This window comes from Shinella sp., assembly GCF_035998705.1.
Classification (GTDB): domain Bacteria; phylum Pseudomonadota; class Alphaproteobacteria; order Rhizobiales; family Rhizobiaceae; genus Shinella.
In genome coordinates, this window is sequence record NZ_DASYHH010000012.1 from 264,605 (window position 1) to 281,434 (window position 16,830).

Below are 16,830 nucleotides of genomic sequence, written 5' to 3' on the forward strand. Positions count from 1 at the left end.
GGCGCTGGTGAACCTGAGGCAGGTGGAAGTCTTCCGGGTGGTGATGACGAATGGTACGACGGCCCGCGCCGCCGAGGTGCTGCATGTCTCCCAGCCCGCCATCAGCAAGATGATCCAGGAGCTGGAGCGCTCGCTCGGCTTCGACCTTTTCAAGCGGATCAAGGGACGGCTGCAACCGACCCAGGAGGGTCAGTTGTTCTTCCGGGAGGTCGAGCAGGCCTTTCTGGGCTTGACCCATCTTCGCGGCGCGGCAGCCCGCATCCGGGATTATGGTTCCGGAGAAATCCGGATCGCCTGTCTTTCCGCCCTGTCGACCAATGTCCTGCCCCGCGCCCTTCACGCCTTCATGCAGGCCAATCCGAATGTGGCCGTTACCTTCCAGGCACGCATGTCGTCCAACGTGCGTGACCTCGTGGCATCCGGCCAGTTCGACCTCGGGATCGTTGCCGACGAGATCGACCGAACCGGCGTCGAGGTCGAAGAGTTCGCCCGGTTCCGCGTGGCCGTCGCGCTTCCCAAAGGTCATCCGCTTGAGGCCCTTGACATCATTCGACCGGCCGATCTTGCAGGGCAGGCCTTTGTGGCGCTCGCTCCCGAAGACACGACCCGTCGCGAAGCGGAGATCGCCTTTGCAAAGGAAGGCATCGCTGTACGCACCGTGATGGAAACGCCGTATTCGACGACGATCTGCGCCATGGTGGCTGCCGGCATCGGGGTCGGCCTGGTCAACCCGCTGACGGCCGAACCTTACGAAGGTCACGGATTGACGCTGCGGCCTTTCGAGCCGGCGCTTCATTTCCGAACGCTTCTCATCACGCCGCCCAATCGTCTTCCGTCCACAATTCTGGAGGATTTCATCCGGGTGCTGCGTGGGGCGATCTGAGTGCTTTCCTCTGGTCATGAGCAGGCCCGCCTCAAAGCACCTTGGAAAGAAAGGCGGCAGTGCGCGGATTCTGCGGATTGGCAAGCATGGTGCGCGGGTGCCCCTCCTCGACGATCTGGCCTTGATCCATGAAGACGAGATGGTTTCCCACCTCCCTGGCAAAGCCGATTTCATGCGTCACGACGACCATGGTGATGCCGCTGCGCGCGAGATCCCTGATGACATCGAGAACCTCGCCGACCAGTTCGGGATCGAGCGCCGAGGTCGGCTCATCGAACAGCATCACCTCGGGCTCCATCGCAAGCGCGCGGGCGATGGCGACACGCTGCTGCTGGCCGCCGGAAAGCTGCGCCGGATAGCGGCTTCCGAAACCGTCCAGCCCGACACGTCCGAGCAGGTCATCCGCCTTCTTGCGGGATTGCTCCCTTGACCAGCCTTTGACATGCAGAGGACCCTCCATGACGTTTTCCCGGGCGGTCATGTGCGGAAACAGGTGGAATCGCTGGAACACCATGCCTGTCAGCCGCCGCTGAGACGCGATCTGCCCCGGGGCCAGAGGGTGAAAGCGGCCGTCCCGCTCGGTGAAACCCTGCAATTGGCCTTTGAGGAAAACCCGGCCGGCCGAAATGCTCTCCAGCTGATTGATGCATCGAAGCAGCGTCGATTTTCCGGAACCGGACGGGCCGATGGCCACGCAAACTTCGCCGCGCGGCACGCGGAGATCCACGCCCTTCAGCGCATGAACAGGACCATAGAACTTGTGGATGTTCTGCATTTCGACACAGAACTCGGAAACATGTGCGTTCATGGCCTACTCCGCCCGTGTCGGGTGAACGGAAACGCCTTTACCGAAATGGCGTTCGAGGAAATGCTGGCCGACCATCAGCAGGCTGGTGATGGCGAGGTACCAGGTGCCGGCCACCAGCAGCAGCGGGATCGGCAGGTAGAGACGGTTCGAGATGGCATTGGTCGCGAAGGTAAGGTCCAGGGTGAACGGCACGGCGAGGACCAGAGACGTCATCTTCAGCATGCCGATCGTTTCATTACCCGTCGGCGGAATAATCACCCGCATCGCCTGGGGCATGAGGATCCGCCACCAGATCTTCGCCGGTTTCATCCCGAGCGCCTGCGCCGCTTCGGCCTGCCCACGATCAAGCGAGTTGAACCCTGCACGGAAGATTTCCGTCAGATAGGCGGACTCGTTGAAACCGAGGCCTAGGATCGCCGCCATAGCTGGTGTCACGATGTATTTGGTCTCGACGCTGATCACCTCGGGGCCGAACGGGATAGCGAGGCTCAGATTGGGAAACAGCACCGCAAACAGCCCCCAGAACAGCAGCTGCGTATAGATCGGGGTTCCTCGGAAGAACCACACCCACGCATAGGCGATGCCGCGCAAAATGGGATTGTCGCTGTCGCGCATGATAACCAGCAAGGCTGCAACCACGATCGCAACCGTCATTGCGACGACTGTCAAGAGCAGCGTCCAGCCCACCCCGCGAATGACCTGCGGGGAAAAGAGATAGGTCAGGTAGACATCCCAATGAAAATTGGGATTGGCTGAAACGGCCTGAACGATCTGCAGCGCCAGAATTGCGAGGATGGCGACGGCGAGCCACCGGCCGGGATGGCGGCGCGGGACAACGACATTGCGTGTGACTACCGCCTGTCCGGAAGGAACCGGCTGGAAGCCGGTCCCGATATTTTCAACGTTGGAGGCCATCGGCTCAGATCTTGACTTCGGGGTTGACCAGAGCCTTGTCTACGATCACCGAACCGACACCCCAGGTGTCGAGCAGCGCCTTGTAGGTACCGTCGGCGATAAGAGAGTTGATCGTGTCGGCGATCAGTTCGGTCAACGCCATATCCGATTTGGCGACGGCAATGCCGTTAGGGCCGTGTTTGCTCAATGCGCCGCCAGACGGTTTCATGGTCTCGAAGGCACCGTTCGACTGCTTCGCCGCATAGCCGATACCGGCCTCGCCGGAGACCGTGGCATCCGCGCCGCCAGCGGCAACACGGGTGAGAGCTTCAGGCTGCTTGGAGAAGGGAAGGATTTCGATTTCGACTTTGCCTGCGGACTTGCAGGCATCGTTCTCCGCAATGACCGCCTTCTCATGATAGCTGCCCGACTGGATAGCGATCTTGCGGCCGCAGAGGTCACTCGGATCGAATTTCGTCGGGTTGCCCGCCTTCACCGCCCACATGCTGCCGGTATCCGCGTAGCTTACGAAATTGACGGCTTTCATGCGTTCGTTGGTGACCGAAAACGCCGAGACGCCAATGTCGAACTTGGTGCCGAGAGCCGGCAGGATGGCTTCGAAGGCGGATGTTTGGAAATCGATCTTGAGACCGAGCTTCTTTCCGATGGCATTGGCAATGTCGACATCGATGCCTTCAGGCGTCTGCCCATCCTTTTCGCTCAGGAATTCCCACGGCGCATAGGCGGTGTCAGATCCGATCGTCAGCACGCCGGCTGCCTTGATTTTTTCCGGCAGCCGGGCTGCCAGGGCTTCCTCGACCTTGATCGAGGACGTGTCGAAACTCTGGGCGAAGCTCTGGCCGCTCATGGAAATCACAGCGAGCGCGGCAAACATCGGCAGGTGACTAAGTGTCTTGAACATTATTGTTCCCCATATTGTTTTGCGACGGATTGAGTGACGCTTGGGAGGACCGACATCATCACCCGACAGTGACACTATGAGATCCGCAAAACCCTCCGTCCAATAATAAGATCGGCCCGCTCTATTCTCACAGGTTATTGGATTGCGGCGAAAATACCGCGGTTGACTCGACGAGCGTCTCGTTTCGGTTCGCGTCGATGGTTCCTGACATGCCAAGCAGCGTCAGGTGAAAAGGGAACACGGTGAGGACACGCCGGTCATCGAAGACAAATGCGTCTGTCCCTGCCGGAAACCACCTGCGTCAGCGTTCAATGCTTGTCCTGCCGCAAGTAGACGCGCCCCAGGAAACTCGGCTCGCCGGATGTTTTTCCCCGAAGCGAACTCAGGACCAGCACGCCCAGCGTCAATAGATATGGCGCGGTCATCGTCAGGTAGACCGGGAAGTCCGCGCCGATCGCCTGTAGGCGAGGCACCAGGGCATCGGCGGCCCCGAAGAGAAGTGCTCCCAGAAGGGCCCGCGCCGGATCCCAGCGGGCGAAAATGACGAGAGCGATGGCGACCCAGCCGCGCGCCGCGATCATGCCTTCCACCCAGACATGGCTGGTCGCGACGGAAAGATAGGCGCCGGCCAGACCACACAGAACGCCGGAAGCCAGGACGGCAGCGAGCTGCGTGAGCTGGATGTCGATGCCAGCCACGTCGGCGGCGGCGGGGTTCTCGCCCACCGCCGTCAGTCGGAGACCGCTGCGGGTTTTTTGCAGCCACCACCACAGAGCGATGACGACCAGCGGCAAGGCGATTGTCACCGGATCCTGAACGGCCACGATCCGGCCGAGCATCGTGCCGCGATCGATGCCGAAGAGATCACCCAGGCTCTCAATTCCCGCAAAGGTCTTTTGCGCATAGGGGCGACCCAGCACGCCGGTCACCCCGAGGCCGATCGCCACGACGGCGAGGCCCGACAGCGTGTGGTCGGCGCGCTTGACGACGGTGGCGAGGCCGAAAAGCAAGGCGAGCGCTGCCGCCGCGATGGCACCCCCGCCGAGCGCTGCCCACGGATTGCCGCCCGACAGCACGATGATCGCTCCGGTCATCGCCCCGACAGCCATCAAGCCTTCGGCGCCGAGGTTCAGGACACCGGCACGCTCACAGATGATGAGGCCCAGGCTCGCAAGCAGGAGCGGCGTCGCATAGCTCGGAATGATGGCAAGCCAGCCGATCAGGAAATCCATGACGAAACCTTTCTTCAGCTCGGCCGGCTGAGCGCGTAGGTGCTGAAGAACTGCGCCATCAAAATCGAGATGAGCACGGTTCCCTGCACAAGCACGATCATGCCTTCGGATATGGAGTAAAACACCTTCAGCACGTTGCCGGCGGTGAAGACCGCGCCGAGCGCGAGCGCCACGACGAGCACCCAGACCGGCTTGGCGCGGGCAAGATAGGCGACGACGATGGCGCTGAACAGATAGCCATTGCCGACCACCTGGTTCAGCCGGTGTTCCGTGCCGGCGATGATCGTCACGCCGGCGAGGCCTGAAAGCGCGCCGGAAAGCAGCACGAGTCCGGCGATCGTTGCTCCGACCGGCAATCCCGCCGCCCGCGCCGTCTTTATATTGTGGCCGACGGCATCGGCGTAGAAACCGAGCCTTGTATAGTCGAGCAGATACCAGAGCGCGGCGGTCACCGCGCCGACGAGCAGGAAACCGTAATGCAGCTGGCCCCAGCCCGTGGCGGTAAAGCGAGAGGCCTCTGGAAAAGCCGCGGTCACGGGGAAATTCGTCGCCGGATCGCGCCAGACGCCGAACAGCAGGTGCTGCACGATAAGAAAGGCAATGCTGCCCAGCAACAGCGTCGAGATCACCTCGTTGACGCCCCACTTCAGCTTGAGCCAAAGGGGCAGCGCGATCCAGGCGGCACCGAAGACGGCACCAAGGACCAGCATCAGCGGTAGCCGCAATGGCTCCGGGCCGATCCCGTCCAGCGCCACCCAGGTGGCGGCAATCGCCCCGAGCCAGAGCTGGCCCTCGATGCCGATGTTCCAGAACCGCACGCGCATGGCGACCGCCGAGGCCAGGCCGACGAGGACGAGCGGCAGGGCCGCGGTCAGCGTCTGGGAAAGACCATCCGACGTCAGAAAGGACGCGACGAGAAACTCGTCGACAAGCGCATCGGCCGGCACGCCGGCCTGCACGAGAAGGAACGCGGAAACGGCAAGGCCGACGAACAACCCGCCCGCGTAACACGCGCCGGAAAGCAGCAGGCCCGGCGCTTGCCGGCGAACAAGAAACGCAGCATCAAACATGGCCGGCGAGCAGCGCTCCAATCCATTCGGGGGTAACATCGCCGATCGCACGACAGCCGGCGATGGCTCCCCTGTTCATGACGGCGACGCGATGGGATAGCGACAGGACCTCGTTGAGATCCTCGCTGATCAGAAGACAGGCCGCGCCGCCTTCGACGGCCTGCTTGATGGCATTGCGAACGAATAGCGTGGCCTTCATATCGAGGCCACGCGAAGGGGAATGTGCGACCAGCACCTTCATGCCGGCGTCGAGTTCGCGCGCCAACAGGACCTTCTGCGCGTTGCCGCCCGACAGGAGTGCTGCGGTGCGCTCCGGCGAGGCCCCCCTGATATCGAAGCTCTGAATCGCCGCGATGGCAGCACGCCGCATACCCTTGCGGTCGAGAAAGAAAGGCCCGCCGAAATTACCCTTCGCGACCTGCGTCAGAGCGAGATTTTCGGCGATGGACAGCTCGCGAACGAGGCCGGTCTCGAAACGGTCGGATGGGATGATGCGCAGGCCGGCCTGTCGCCGTTCATAAGGCGACGCACCCGCAAGATCACGACCACCGAGACGGATAGAGCCCTGATCCGGTCTTGACAGTCCGGTCAGACAGGCCACCAGCTCTTCCTGTCCGTTGCCACCGACGCCCGCGATACCGAGCACTTCGCCGGCATGAAGTTCGAAATTCAGGGCATTCAGCCCCTGTCCGAAACGGCCGGGTTTCTGGGTCAGGCCCGATACACTGAGATTGACGGCACCAGAACTTGACAGAGGGCGTTCGCTCACGGCAAGCGCCTCGCCGACCATCAGCCGCGCGACCTCGCCCTCGCCGATATCGGCAACCGGCGCCCCCGCCATCACCGTCTTGCCGTGCCGCATGATGGTGATGCGGTCGCAGAAGCCGGCAACCTCGCGGAACTTGTGCGTGATCAGCACGACGGCGTGGCCCTGCCGCGCCAGACACCGGACGAAGGAGAGCAGCATCTTTGCCTCCTCCTCGCTCAGCACCGCGGTCGGTTCATCGAGAATGAGGATGCGGGCGCCCAGCAACAGAACGCGTACGATCTCGACGCGTTGACGCTCGGCTGTCGAGAGATCCGCAACGACCCTGGCAGGGTCCACGGGCAGGCCGACTTCAGCGGCCTTTGCGGCGATGGCCGCCGCGGCCTGTGCCGGCGTGCGAATCCTGCTGTCGCGGCCAAGGCTCAGGAGTATATTTTCAGAAACGGTGAAACTCTGCACGAGCCGGAAATGCTGATGCACCATGCCGAGGCCAGCCGCCGTGGCCTCCATCGGACTGCGCGGGCTCCTGGCTTCCCCATCTATCGTCTGCTCTCCGCGGTCGGCCGCGTAGACGCCGGCGGCGACATTCATCAATGTCGACTTGCCCGCGCCGTTCTCGCCGACGATCGCGTGCACTTCGCCCCATTCGAGGCGGAAGGACGCATCGACCAGCGCCGGCTTGCCGTCGAAGGCTTTGTCGATGCCCTTGAGGTCAAGCGCCGGCGGTGTGCCGGGAGAAAGATACTCCCGGCCGGCCGGTTGATACGGCGTATCGATCATTGCTTCGCCGGCATTGTGCCGGTGATGCCCTCGACGAAGTAATCCATCGACCACAAGGCACCGTCGTCCAGCTTGCTCCCGGCTTTGACGAGCACGGAGCCATCCTGCTTGTTGATCGGGCCCTGGAACGGATCGAGCGTGCCGGCAATGATCTGCTGCTTGGCAGCCTCGATCTTCGCCTTGGTCTCGTCGGAGACGCCGGGGCCGAACGGCGCGAGATCGATCACACCCTTGTCCATGCCCTCGAAGGCGCCGAATTCCTCGGGCTTCCAGCTCCCGTCGATGATTTCCTTGATCGTCGGTACGAGATATTTTTCCCAGCGAAAGACGACCGAGGTCTGGATGGTCTTCGGCGCGGCGTGCGACATGTCGAGCTGGAAGCCGAACGAAGGCGTGTCCGCCTTCTCCGCGACGTCGAGCGGAGAGGTGGCGGAGAGGTTGGTCGCGAGCACGTCGGCCTTCTGGTCGAGAATCGCCTGCGCCACCTGGCCTTCCTTCACCGGATCCCACCAGGAGTTCGTGAACACCGCGATGGTTTCGATGTCGGGATCGACCGAGCGGGCGCCGAGAGCGAAACTGTTGATGTCCCAGTTGACCACGCCGACCGGGAAGCCGGCGAGGATGCCGATCTTCTTGGTCTTGGTGGCCTGGGCGGCGGCGATGCCGGCGAGATACCAGCCCTGATAGGTACGGGCGTAGAAGCTTTCCATGTTCGGGCCGTTTTCGGTGCCCGAGGCGCTCAGGAACGCGACGTTCGGATAGGCCTTCGCGGCTTCAGCCATCGGAGCGCTGTAGCCGTAGGTCGTGCCGACGATGATGTTGAACCCGCGCTTCACATAGAGGTCGATCGCGGCCCGGAGCTTGGTGGCCTCCTCCGGGATGTTCTCGGTCACGGCCACTTCGATCTGGAGCTGCTCCTCGACGGCCTTGCGGCCAGCTTCGAGTGCCTCGTTCCAGCCGCCGTCCAATGCTGCGCTGCCATATATGAAGGCGACCTTCGGCGGGCCATCGAGCGTGAAGCCCCAGGCCGTGGACGAAGCCAGAAGCGACATCGCGGCAGCGAGACAGGCCGCTCGGGCCTTCGGAAATTTGGTGTCTGTCATGTCGGTTCCCCTTGTTTTTGCTGACGTCGTTTACTTTGGACACACGTCTCCCGTCGGGCGAAGGCCCGTTCGAGCAACGTCGTCGCTGACGTTCATTCCGGATTTTCAAAAGCGGATTTGGCTCTTGTGCAGTGCATGAAATCCCATTACGGTCGTTCATGCAACAAAAATAATCATGCTCAAATTTTCGGCATTTTGTTCAAGATTATGGACGATCAGACGTGAACACCGAGGCATTGGCTTCTTTCGTCAAGATTGCGGAACTGCGTTCGCTGTCGGCCGCGGCGAAGCTTTACGGATTGCCGAAGTCGACGCTCAGCCTGCGGATCAAGCAGCTTGAGGCGGATTTGAACGTCGCGCTTTTCGAGCGTTCGGGACGCAACCTGCTGCTGACGGAAGAAGGCCAGACCCTGCTGGTGCACGCCCGTCAGATCCTGCAAAGTTGCGACACGGCGAGAGCCGCCGTCACGGAGCCGTCGGACGATGTCGCCGGCACCTTGCGCATCGGCGCAACGGGTGAGTTCGGCACGGCCTTTTATGCGCAGATGCTGATCGTGTTCCGCAGGCTCTATCCGAATGTCGATATCGAGTTGACGTTTTTCTCGCCCCACGTCCTCTACGCCGCCGAAAGCCTCGACATGCTGGATGCGGTGATATCCTGGGACGACGGGGAGGCAGATGGTGAAACGCTCTCCACCGCGACTTTCGCTCTTTTCGCCAGCCAGAGCTATATCGATCGCATGGGCATGCCGGCATCTCCCGCCGATCTCACCGATCACCAGGGTATCCTTTACCGCACGCCTCGTGGCCTTCAGCACTGGCGGCTGCAGAAGGGCAGCGCGCAGGAAAGCATCCTGCCGCGCTCCAGCCTGATCGCCAACGATTTCTGGACGATCAAATATTTCGCCGTGGCGGGAGAAGGCATCGCCTACCTTCCGCACTTCTTCACCGACATCGAGTGCGAGCGTGGCCATCTTGTGCCGCTCCTGCCCGATTGGACCTCGGCGGAACGGCGCGTGAGCATACGCGTCACCCGGCCTCACGCCCGTTCACGCAAGATGGCGGCATTCATGGATGTCTGCCGCCGCTACTTCTCGCCCGGCTTTATCTTTGTCGGGCCGCGCTACTACGTGGAAGCGATCCACGATCCGAGCCAACAAAAAAAGGGAACAGCACCATGAAAGCACTGGAGACCGGAAACGGCGTTCGCGTCATGAAGAATGGCGGGCTGGACCCGCAGCGCGTCAGCTTCGACAAGATTCCGATCATCGACCTTGAGCCGATGTTCAGCGGTGACGCCGCCGCCAAGGAAAGGCTGGCGGAAGAGTTGCGCAAGGCCTGCACGGAAGTCGGGTTCCTGTACATCAAGAGCCACCACGTCCCGCAGGAGGTCATCCAGAAGACGTTTGATGTGGCCGAGGATTATTTCGCGTTGCCCGACGACGTGAAGATGCAGAACCACGTCTCGAAGTCCAGGAACAATCGCGGCTATGCGGCGATGCTGGAGGAGAATACCGACCCCACCGCCCGCGGCGACCTGCACCAGTCCTTCGATATCGCGCTCGACGTTCCGGCGGACGATCCCGACGTGCTGGCCGGCAAGGTACTCTACGGCCCGAACCAGTGGCCTGCGGATCAGCCGGAATTCCGCGCCGCGCTCGAAGCCTATCACGTCGAGATGCTGAAGCTCAGCGGCCACCTGCTGCATGCCTTCTCGCTGTCGCTCGGGCTCGAGGAAACCTATTTCGACTCCATGGTGGACAAGCCGCTCGCGACCCTGCGCGTTCTGCACTACCCGCCGCAGTTCGGCGAGATCGATGACCGCCAGATCGGTATCGGCGCGCATTCGGACTATGAGTGCTTCACCATTCTCGCCCAGAAGGAAGGCATTTCGGCCCTCCAGGTTCTGAACGCTTCCGGCGAATGGATCGCCGCCGATCCGATTCCAGGCTGCTTCGTCGTCAATATCGGCGACCAGATGGCACGCTGGACCAACGATCTGTTCGCGTCCACGGTGCATCGGGCGATCAACCGTTCCGGCAAGGAGCGCTATTCCATCCCGTTCTTCTTCGGCCCCAACTACGACACGGTGCTCGAAGCGCTGCCGAGCTGCGTCGATGAGGATCACCCGGCAAAATACGAGCCGGTGACATCGGGCGATTATGTCAACGGCCGGTTCGCCGCGACGTTCGCCCATTATGCCGAAGCCCAGAAGCAGGAAGCCATCGCTTGATCCGATCGGGCGCGACCGCCTTCCCCACGAGGGACAGCGGTCGCGCCAGCTTGCTCTAGCCACGAACCCCAAGGCTCAAGACGGCGCGCTGCTGCCACGACAGTAGCCGCGCAAGCCGCGCACGCCCGTACGGCTAACAGAACATGCCTATTTAGAAGCCACCTTGTTTTCTTGACTTCAAAATGTGCAATCGCTATCGATTTATCAATTGGTAAAAAAACCGGGGAACTCATCGATGATCGACAAACTGCTTATCTCCCGCCGCCGGGTGCTTGCCTCCGGCCTCGCTTTAAGTGCCTCCGCACTCGTCCCTTCCGTGCGCGCTGCCGCCCCCGTCAAGGTCGCCGGCATCCACGGGTCGCCGGTGGAAAACGCTTGGAATTCGGTCCTGCACAAGGCGCTCCAGGATGCAGCAGCCGAAGGCGCTATCGAGTACGTCTTCTCCGAAGGCGTCTCCGGTACCGACTATCCGCGCGCGATGCGCGAATATGCCGAACAGGGCGCGAAGCTCGTCATCGGTGAAACCTTTCCCGTCGAGAAGCAGGCGCGCGAAGTGGCCGCCGACTATCCTGAGACGGCCTTCGTCATGGGATCGAGCGGCAAGGAAGCCGGCGACAATTTCGGCGTGTTCGGCACCTGGAACTTCGACGGCGCCTATCTCGCCGGCATGCTCGCAGGCAAGATGACGAAGTCGAACGTCGTGGGCTCCGTCGGCGCGATGCCGATCCCGGAAGTCAACATGCTGATCAATGCCTTCAGCGCCGGCGTGAAGGCGGTCAATCCGGATGCCAAGCACCTCGTCACCTTCATCGGCACCTTCTTCGACCCGCCGAAGGCCCGCGAAGCCGGCCTTGCCCAGATCGATGCCGGCGCCGACATCCTGTTCGGCGAGCGCATCGGCACCGCGGACGCCGCCAAGGAGCGCGGCATCAAGTCAGTCGGGTCGCTGATCGACTACACGCCGCGCTATCCCGACACGGTCTTTGCCAATGCGCTGTGGAACTTCCGCCCGATCCTGAACGCGGCGCTCGCCGACGTGGCTGCCGGCAAGCCGACCGGCCGCGACTACACCGCCTACGGCCTGATGAAGGAAGGCGGCAGCGACATCGTCTTCGTCAAGGGCGTGGCGCCTGCTGACGCGGAAGCCGCGATGGAAGCCAAGCGCGCCGAGATCAAGGCGGGTACGTTCGAAGTCCCGCGCGTCATGGACGAACCGAAGTAAACGGTTCCATGCAGGCGGATGCAACAGCGCTGGCGCAGGCGATTGCAGCAGGCCGGACCACCAGCCGGGAGGCCATGAAGGCCTCCCTTTCGGCATCTTCGGCCTGGGAAACTCTGGGCGCAGTCGCCTATCGAGATGCGGAGAAGGGGTTTGAGGCGGCTGACGCCATCGATGCCCTGCCGTACGAGGCGCGCCGCGCGCTGCCCTTCTCCGGCGTGCCGACGCTCGGCAAGGATCTCGGCGGGCCGTTCACCGGTTTTCCGACGACCGCGGGATCGCGCCTGATGACACGGCGCGGCGGATTGGTGGATTCCGACCTTGCCGAGCGTTTCCGTGCCGCTGGCCTCTGTCTTTTCGGCCTCACCACAAGTCCCGAATTCGGCCTGTCGCTCGCCAGCGAACCGGCAACCGGCCCGATCGCGCGCAACCCGTTGGCCCCTGACCTTTCGGCCGGCGGCTCCTCAGGTGGTGCTGCGGCCGCCGTTGCGGCCGGCATCGTCGCAATCGCCCATGCCACCGACGCCGGCGGCTCCATCCGCGTTCCGGCCGCCTGTTGCGGGCTCGTCGGTCTCAAGCCCAGCCGTGGACTGATGCCGGCGGGGCCGCATTTCGGCAATCATCTGGGCGGCATCGCCACGGAACTTGCCGTGACGCGCTCCGTGCGCGATACCGCAGCGGCACTGACAGCGCTTTCCGGCACGGCACGCGGCCCGTTTCCGCCGGTTGAAATGCAGAAGCAGCGGGATGGGCGGCTGCGGATCGGCGTGCTGCGCGACACCGGCGCCGACCATCCGACGGACGCGGCGCGGCAGGCGGTCATCGAGGAGGCTGCACGCGCATTGGAGGCTGCCGGCCACCAGCTCGTCCCCATCTCGTTCAAGGCCGTGGACGGCCTGGCATCGGCAAGCCGTCGCGCCTTCGTCGACATCGTCTGTCTCAATCTCGCCGACACGATCGTTCGCTTTGATCTGGATGCCGGCAAGACCGAACCATTGACGCAGGCCGTCATCGAGCGCGGCCTGTCCCTGTCGGCGCGGAGCCTGTGGCAGAGCCTCAACGCGATGGTGCTGGTCAGCCGTGACCTGTGGCGGCTCTTCGACGACATCGACTGCCTCATCAGCCCGATCATTGCCTCCGCGCCGTGCCCGGTTGGCTCCTTTCCAAGCGAGCACAGGGACACGGACCTCCATTTCGAGCGTATGGCCGCCTTTGCGCCCCTTGCGGCGATCGCCAATGCTTCCGGCTTCCCGGCGCTTACCCTGCCCTTCGGCGCCGATGCCGCGGGCCTGCCGCTACCGGTGCAACTGATGGCGCCGATGGGCGCGGAGGCGCTGCTCTTGCGGCTTGCCGGCCTTCTGGAGCAGGATGGCCGCTGGCAGCACCGTTTCCCGATCGCAGGATGGCCCGCATGAGCACACCCGTTCTTCAGATCGAGGGCGTCAGCAAGCGCTTCGGCCAGACCCTTGCCAACGACAACATCTCGCTGTCGCTGGACAGGGGCGAAATCGTTGCCCTGCTGGGCGAGAACGGTGCGGGCAAGACGACGCTGATGAGCATCCTCTTCGGCCACTACGTGCCCGACAGCGGCCGCGTCATGGTGGACGGAAAAGAACTGCCGGCCGGCCGGCCGCGTGCCGCCATCCGCGCGGGCATCGGCATGGTGCACCAGCATTTCGCGCTGGCTCCCAACCTGACCGTGCTGGAAAATGTCACCACCGGCACCGAAAGCCTGTGGTCGCCGCGCTCCCGCCGCCGCGAGGCGCGGGCGAAGTTGCTGGCGATTTCGGAACGGTTCGGGCTGAAAGTCGATCCGGACGCGCGGCTTGGCGACCTGTCGGTCGGCGAGCAGCAGCGCGTCGAAATCCTGAAGGCGCTCTACAACGAGGCGCGCATCCTTGTTCTCGACGAACCGACGGCGGTCCTGACGCAGATCGAGGCCGAACGGCTGTTTGCCACGCTGAAGGACATGGCGGCCCAGGGACTGTCGCTGATCTTCATCTCCCACAAGCTGGACGAGGTGATGTCGACCGCGGACCGGATCGTCGTCCTGCGCGGCGGACGCCACGTTGCAGAGCGCCGCGCATCCGAGACCAGCAAGCCGGAACTGGCCGAACTGATGGTCGGCCGTGCGGTGTCGCGACCGGTGCGCGAGCCATCGGAGCCCGGCGACGTGGTACTGGAGGCCGCCGCCGTCACCGTCAGGATCGGCCAAGTCGACCGGCTGAAGTCCGTGGACTTCCGGCTGCGCGCCGGCGAGGTGCTCGGCATCATCGGCGTGTCCGGCAACGGCCAGGCGGCGTTGGCACAGCTGCTGTCAGGCACTGCCGCAAAGGCCAGCGGCGATCTGCTTCTGTTCGGGCATCCTATCGAAGCGCTGAGCGTCGAGGACGTGGTCTCCGCAGGGATCGGCCGCATTCCGGAAGACCGCAACAAGGATGGTGCCATCGGTGAGATGGCCATCTGGGAAAACGCGGTGCTGGAGCGGCTGCCGGCCTTTTCCCGGCACGGGCTGGTGGATCGCCGGGCGGGCATGGTCTTTGCCCAGACGATCATCGATGCCTTCGACGTTCGCGGCGGATCACCGGCAAGCCGCACCCGGCTGCTCTCCGGCGGCAACATGCAGAAATTGATCCTCGGACGAAACCTGATCGATCGGCCACGCATCCTGGTAGCCGCGCAGCCGGCCCGCGGGCTGGACGAAGGCGCGGTGGCTGCGGTCCACGAACGCATCCTCGACGCGCGGCGGCAGGGCACGGCGGTGCTGGTGATTTCGGAAGACCTCGACGAGGTGATGGCACTCGCCGACCGTATCCAGGCCATCGTCGGCGGCAGGCTCTCCCCGCCGATACCGGCAGAAGAGGCTTCTACGCGCAGACTGGGCCTGATGATGGCCGGCGAATGGGAAGGCGAGACGGCACATGCGGTTTGAACGACGCGAACACAGGCCGGTCGCGCTGGTCATCGCGACGCCGCTGATCGCGGTCGTCGCCGCGCTGGCGATTGCCGGCATCCTCATCGCGATTGCCGGTGCACCGGTTTTCGAAGCCTACTGGAACATTCTGAAGGGTGCCTACGGCTCGCGTCTCTCGGCGACGGAAACGCTGACCCGCGCCACGCCCCTGATCCTCACCGGCCTTGCGGCCGCCGTCGCCTTTCGCGCGCGGTTGTGGAACATCGGAGGCGAAGGACAGCTCTATCTCGGCGCGATCACGGTCGCCTGGGCGAGCTCACACTTCATCGGCACCTGGCCGTCCGCCTTGCAGATCCCGGCGCTGCTCATCATGGGCGCGGTCGCGGGCATGATCCTGCTTCTGGTGCCGCTGTGGCTCAGGCTGCGCTTTTCGGTCGACGAGGTCGTCACGACGCTGCTTCTCAACTTCGTCGCCGTCCTCTTCGTGTCCATGCTCATCGACACGGTCCTGAAGGACCCGACGGCATTCGGCTGGCCGCAATCGCAATCGGTGACCGACGTCGCGATGTTGCCGAAGCTTCTCGCCCGTTCGCGCCTCAATCTCGGCCTCGTCATCGCCGTGATGCTGGCCTTTGTGCTGGCCTTCGTCCAGTCGCGCACGGTGTTCGGCATACAGTCGCGCGCCGCCGGCCTTAACTCGCAGGGCGCGGTATTCGCTGGCGTTCCGCTCGGCCGCACGCTTGTGGTCGTCGCCTGCCTGTCCGGCGGACTGGCGGGACTGGCGGGCGCCGTCGAGGTCATGGGCGTCAAGGGCTATGTGACAACCGACCTGTCGCCGGGCTACGGCTATTCCGGCATCGTCGTGGCGATGCTTGCCAACCTCAACCCGCTCGGGGTCGTCGTTGCCGGCCTCTTCACCGCCACGATGTTCGTCGGCGCGGACGGCATGAGCCGCGCCATGGGCATTCCGAGTTATATCGCCGATGTCATCGTCGCCCTCTCGCTCCTGACGATGCTCATCGCCGTCTTCTTCACCCAGTACAGGATCCGCCGATGAGCGCCGTGTTCGACATCATCGCGTCCGCCGGCCTGTGGGCGGCCGTCCTGCGCATCGCGACACCGCTGATCCTCGGCACGCTCGGCGCGCTTCTGTGCGAGCGCGCAGGTGTCCTCAATCTCGGCATCGAGGGCATCATGACCTTCGGCGCGATGATCGGCTGGCTGGCCGTCTATAACGGCGCGGACCTCTGGACGGGCTTCCTCGTCGCGGGGATCGCCGGCGGGCTGTTCGGCGTGCTGCATGCGGCATTGACCGTCACGCTTGGCCTGTCGCAGCATGTCTCCGGCCTCGGTGTCACGCTCTTTGCCTCGAGCTTCAGCTATTATGTCTTTCGCCTTCTCGTGCCGGTCGCCGGCACGCCCCCGACGATCACGCCCTTCCAGCCCATCCGCATTCCGGGCCTGAGCGACCTCCCGTTTCTTGGCCAGGCCGTCTTCAGCCAGACCCCGCCGACCTATGCCGCGATCCTGATCGCGCTGGCGCTCGCCTACCTCGTGTTCCGCACGCCGCTGGGCCTTGCGATCCGCATGACCGGCGAAAATCCGCATGCCGCAGAAGCGCAGGGCATCAACCCCATGGTGGTTCGCTACGGAGCGGTGATTGCCGGCAGCGCGCTGATGGGCATGGCCGGCGCGTTCCTGACGCTGTCGGCCTTCAACAGCTTCTTCCCGACCATGGTTCAGGGGCGCGGCTGGATCTGCATCGCGCTTGTGGTCTTCGCCTCCTGGCGGCCGCAGCGAGCCCTGCTCGGCGCCCTGCTCTTCGCCTTCTTCGACGGCTTCCAGCTGCGGCTCCAGACAGTTCTGGGCGGCGTGGTCCCCTACCAGCTCTTCCTGATGATCCCATACGTCCTGTCGATCGCGGCGCTGGCTGTCATGGCCAGACGCGCCCGCGTACCGCAGGCCCTCATGCAACCCTATCGGCGCGGCGAGCGCTGAACGAAAGA

At 63.7% G+C, this 16,830-nt stretch carries 15 protein-coding genes; 8 read left to right on the forward strand and 7 right to left on the reverse strand.

Features of this window, described 5'->3' with window-relative positions; all coding sequences use genetic code 11:
* Window positions 1–22: 22 nt before the first annotated feature.
* On the forward strand, window positions 23–883 hold the full coding sequence (locus VGN93_RS11025; protein ID WP_327507593.1) for a LysR substrate-binding domain-containing protein: 861 nt from the start codon (window positions 23–25) through the stop codon (window positions 881–883).
* A gap of 31 nt (window positions 884–914) precedes the next feature.
* Here VGN93_RS11025 and VGN93_RS11030 read toward each other — a convergent pair whose 3' ends face one another.
* From VGN93_RS11030 to VGN93_RS11060, 7 genes are all read right to left on the reverse strand, one after another.
* Window positions 915–1,691, reverse strand: coding sequence for an amino acid ABC transporter ATP-binding protein (locus tag VGN93_RS11030; protein ID WP_327507551.1), 777 nt, complete (start codon window positions 1,689–1,691; stop codon window positions 915–917).
* Window positions 1,692–1,694: 3 nt separating this feature from the next.
* On the reverse strand, window positions 1,695–2,606 hold the full coding sequence (locus tag VGN93_RS11035) for an amino acid ABC transporter permease (protein WP_327507552.1): 912 nt from the start codon (window positions 2,604–2,606) through the stop codon (window positions 1,695–1,697).
* 4 nt (window positions 2,607–2,610) lie between these two features.
* Complete coding sequence (locus tag VGN93_RS11040; protein WP_327507553.1) at window positions 2,611–3,507, reverse strand: ABC transporter substrate-binding protein; 897 nt, start codon at window positions 3,505–3,507, stop codon at window positions 2,611–2,613.
* A gap of 308 nt (window positions 3,508–3,815) precedes the next feature.
* Window positions 3,816–4,739, reverse strand: coding sequence for an ABC transporter permease (locus VGN93_RS11045; RefSeq protein WP_327507554.1), 924 nt, complete (start codon window positions 4,737–4,739; stop codon window positions 3,816–3,818).
* Window positions 4,740–4,753: 14 nt separating this feature from the next.
* Window positions 4,754–5,809 (reverse strand): ABC transporter permease, encoded by a 1,056-nt coding sequence (locus VGN93_RS11050; RefSeq protein WP_327507555.1) that lies wholly within the window; start codon window positions 5,807–5,809, stop codon window positions 4,754–4,756.
* The gene (locus tag VGN93_RS11055) at window positions 5,802–7,355 is read right to left on the reverse strand and encodes an ABC transporter ATP-binding protein (protein WP_327507556.1); all 1,554 of its coding nucleotides are present in this window, start codon (window positions 7,353–7,355) and stop codon (window positions 5,802–5,804) included. The genes VGN93_RS11050 and VGN93_RS11055 overlap by 8 nt, the downstream gene beginning before the upstream one ends.
* Complete coding sequence (locus tag VGN93_RS11060) at window positions 7,352–8,458, reverse strand: BMP family ABC transporter substrate-binding protein (RefSeq protein WP_327507557.1); 1,107 nt, start codon at window positions 8,456–8,458, stop codon at window positions 7,352–7,354. The genes VGN93_RS11055 and VGN93_RS11060 overlap by 4 nt, the downstream gene beginning before the upstream one ends.
* 221 nt (window positions 8,459–8,679) lie before the next feature.
* Here VGN93_RS11060 and VGN93_RS11065 point away from each other — a divergent pair, with 221 nt between their 5' ends.
* From VGN93_RS11065 to VGN93_RS11095, 7 genes are all read left to right on the forward strand, one after another.
* Complete coding sequence (locus VGN93_RS11065) at window positions 8,680–9,639, forward strand: LysR family transcriptional regulator (RefSeq protein ID WP_327507558.1); 960 nt, start codon at window positions 8,680–8,682, stop codon at window positions 9,637–9,639.
* The gene (locus VGN93_RS11070) at window positions 9,636–10,691 is read left to right on the forward strand and encodes an isopenicillin N synthase family dioxygenase (RefSeq protein ID WP_327507559.1); all 1,056 of its coding nucleotides are present in this window, start codon (window positions 9,636–9,638) and stop codon (window positions 10,689–10,691) included. Before VGN93_RS11065 ends, VGN93_RS11070 begins: the two co-directional genes overlap by 4 nt.
* 235 nt (window positions 10,692–10,926) lie before the next feature.
* A complete protein-coding gene (locus VGN93_RS11075) occupies window positions 10,927–11,913 on the forward strand; it encodes a BMP family protein (protein ID WP_327507560.1) in 987 nt (328 codons plus the stop codon).
* A gap of 8 nt (window positions 11,914–11,921) precedes the next feature.
* Complete coding sequence (locus tag VGN93_RS11080) at window positions 11,922–13,325, forward strand: amidase (RefSeq protein WP_327507561.1); 1,404 nt, start codon at window positions 11,922–11,924, stop codon at window positions 13,323–13,325.
* Complete coding sequence (locus tag VGN93_RS11085; RefSeq protein ID WP_327507562.1) at window positions 13,322–14,842, forward strand: ABC transporter ATP-binding protein; 1,521 nt, start codon at window positions 13,322–13,324, stop codon at window positions 14,840–14,842. The genes VGN93_RS11080 and VGN93_RS11085 overlap by 4 nt, the downstream gene beginning before the upstream one ends.
* Window positions 14,832–15,881 (forward strand): ABC transporter permease, encoded by a 1,050-nt coding sequence (locus VGN93_RS11090; RefSeq protein ID WP_327507563.1) that lies wholly within the window; start codon window positions 14,832–14,834, stop codon window positions 15,879–15,881. The genes VGN93_RS11085 and VGN93_RS11090 overlap by 11 nt, the downstream gene beginning before the upstream one ends.
* Entirely contained in the window at window positions 15,878–16,822 is a 945-nt protein-coding gene (locus VGN93_RS11095) for an ABC transporter permease (protein WP_327507564.1), read from the forward strand. Before VGN93_RS11090 ends, VGN93_RS11095 begins: the two co-directional genes overlap by 4 nt.
* Window positions 16,823–16,830 lie beyond the last annotated feature (8 nt).

Bases quoted from the DNA above. Each gene is read 5' to 3' on its own strand.
- VGN93_RS11030 (WP_327507551.1), bottom strand. From the start codon at position 1,691: ATGAACGCACATGTTTCCGAGTTCTGTGTCGAAATGCAGAACATCCAC.
- VGN93_RS11035 (WP_327507552.1), bottom strand. From the start codon at position 2,606: ATGGCCTCCAACGTTGAAAATATCGGGACCGGCTTCCAGCCGGTTCCT.
- VGN93_RS11040 (WP_327507553.1), bottom strand. From the start codon at position 3,507: ATGTTCAAGACACTTAGTCACCTGCCGATGTTTGCCGCGCTCGCTGTG.
- VGN93_RS11045 (WP_327507554.1), bottom strand. From the start codon at position 4,739: ATGGATTTCCTGATCGGCTGGCTTGCCATCATTCCGAGCTATGCGACG.
- VGN93_RS11050 (WP_327507555.1), bottom strand. From the start codon at position 5,809: ATGTTTGATGCTGCGTTTCTTGTTCGCCGGCAAGCGCCGGGCCTGCTG.
- VGN93_RS11055 (WP_327507556.1), bottom strand. From the start codon at position 7,355: ATGATCGATACGCCGTATCAACCGGCCGGCCGGGAGTATCTTTCTCCC.
- VGN93_RS11060 (WP_327507557.1), bottom strand. From the start codon at position 8,458: ATGACAGACACCAAATTTCCGAAGGCCCGAGCGGCCTGTCTCGCTGCC.
- VGN93_RS11070 (WP_327507559.1), top strand. From the start codon at position 9,636: ATGAAAGCACTGGAGACCGGAAACGGCGTTCGCGTCATGAAGAATGGC.
- VGN93_RS11075 (WP_327507560.1), top strand. From the start codon at position 10,927: ATGATCGACAAACTGCTTATCTCCCGCCGCCGGGTGCTTGCCTCCGGC.
- VGN93_RS11080 (WP_327507561.1), top strand. From the start codon at position 11,922: ATGCAGGCGGATGCAACAGCGCTGGCGCAGGCGATTGCAGCAGGCCGG.
- VGN93_RS11085 (WP_327507562.1), top strand. From the start codon at position 13,322: ATGAGCACACCCGTTCTTCAGATCGAGGGCGTCAGCAAGCGCTTCGGC.
- VGN93_RS11090 (WP_327507563.1), top strand. From the start codon at position 14,832: ATGCGGTTTGAACGACGCGAACACAGGCCGGTCGCGCTGGTCATCGCG.
- VGN93_RS11095 (WP_327507564.1), top strand. From the start codon at position 15,878: ATGAGCGCCGTGTTCGACATCATCGCGTCCGCCGGCCTGTGGGCGGCC.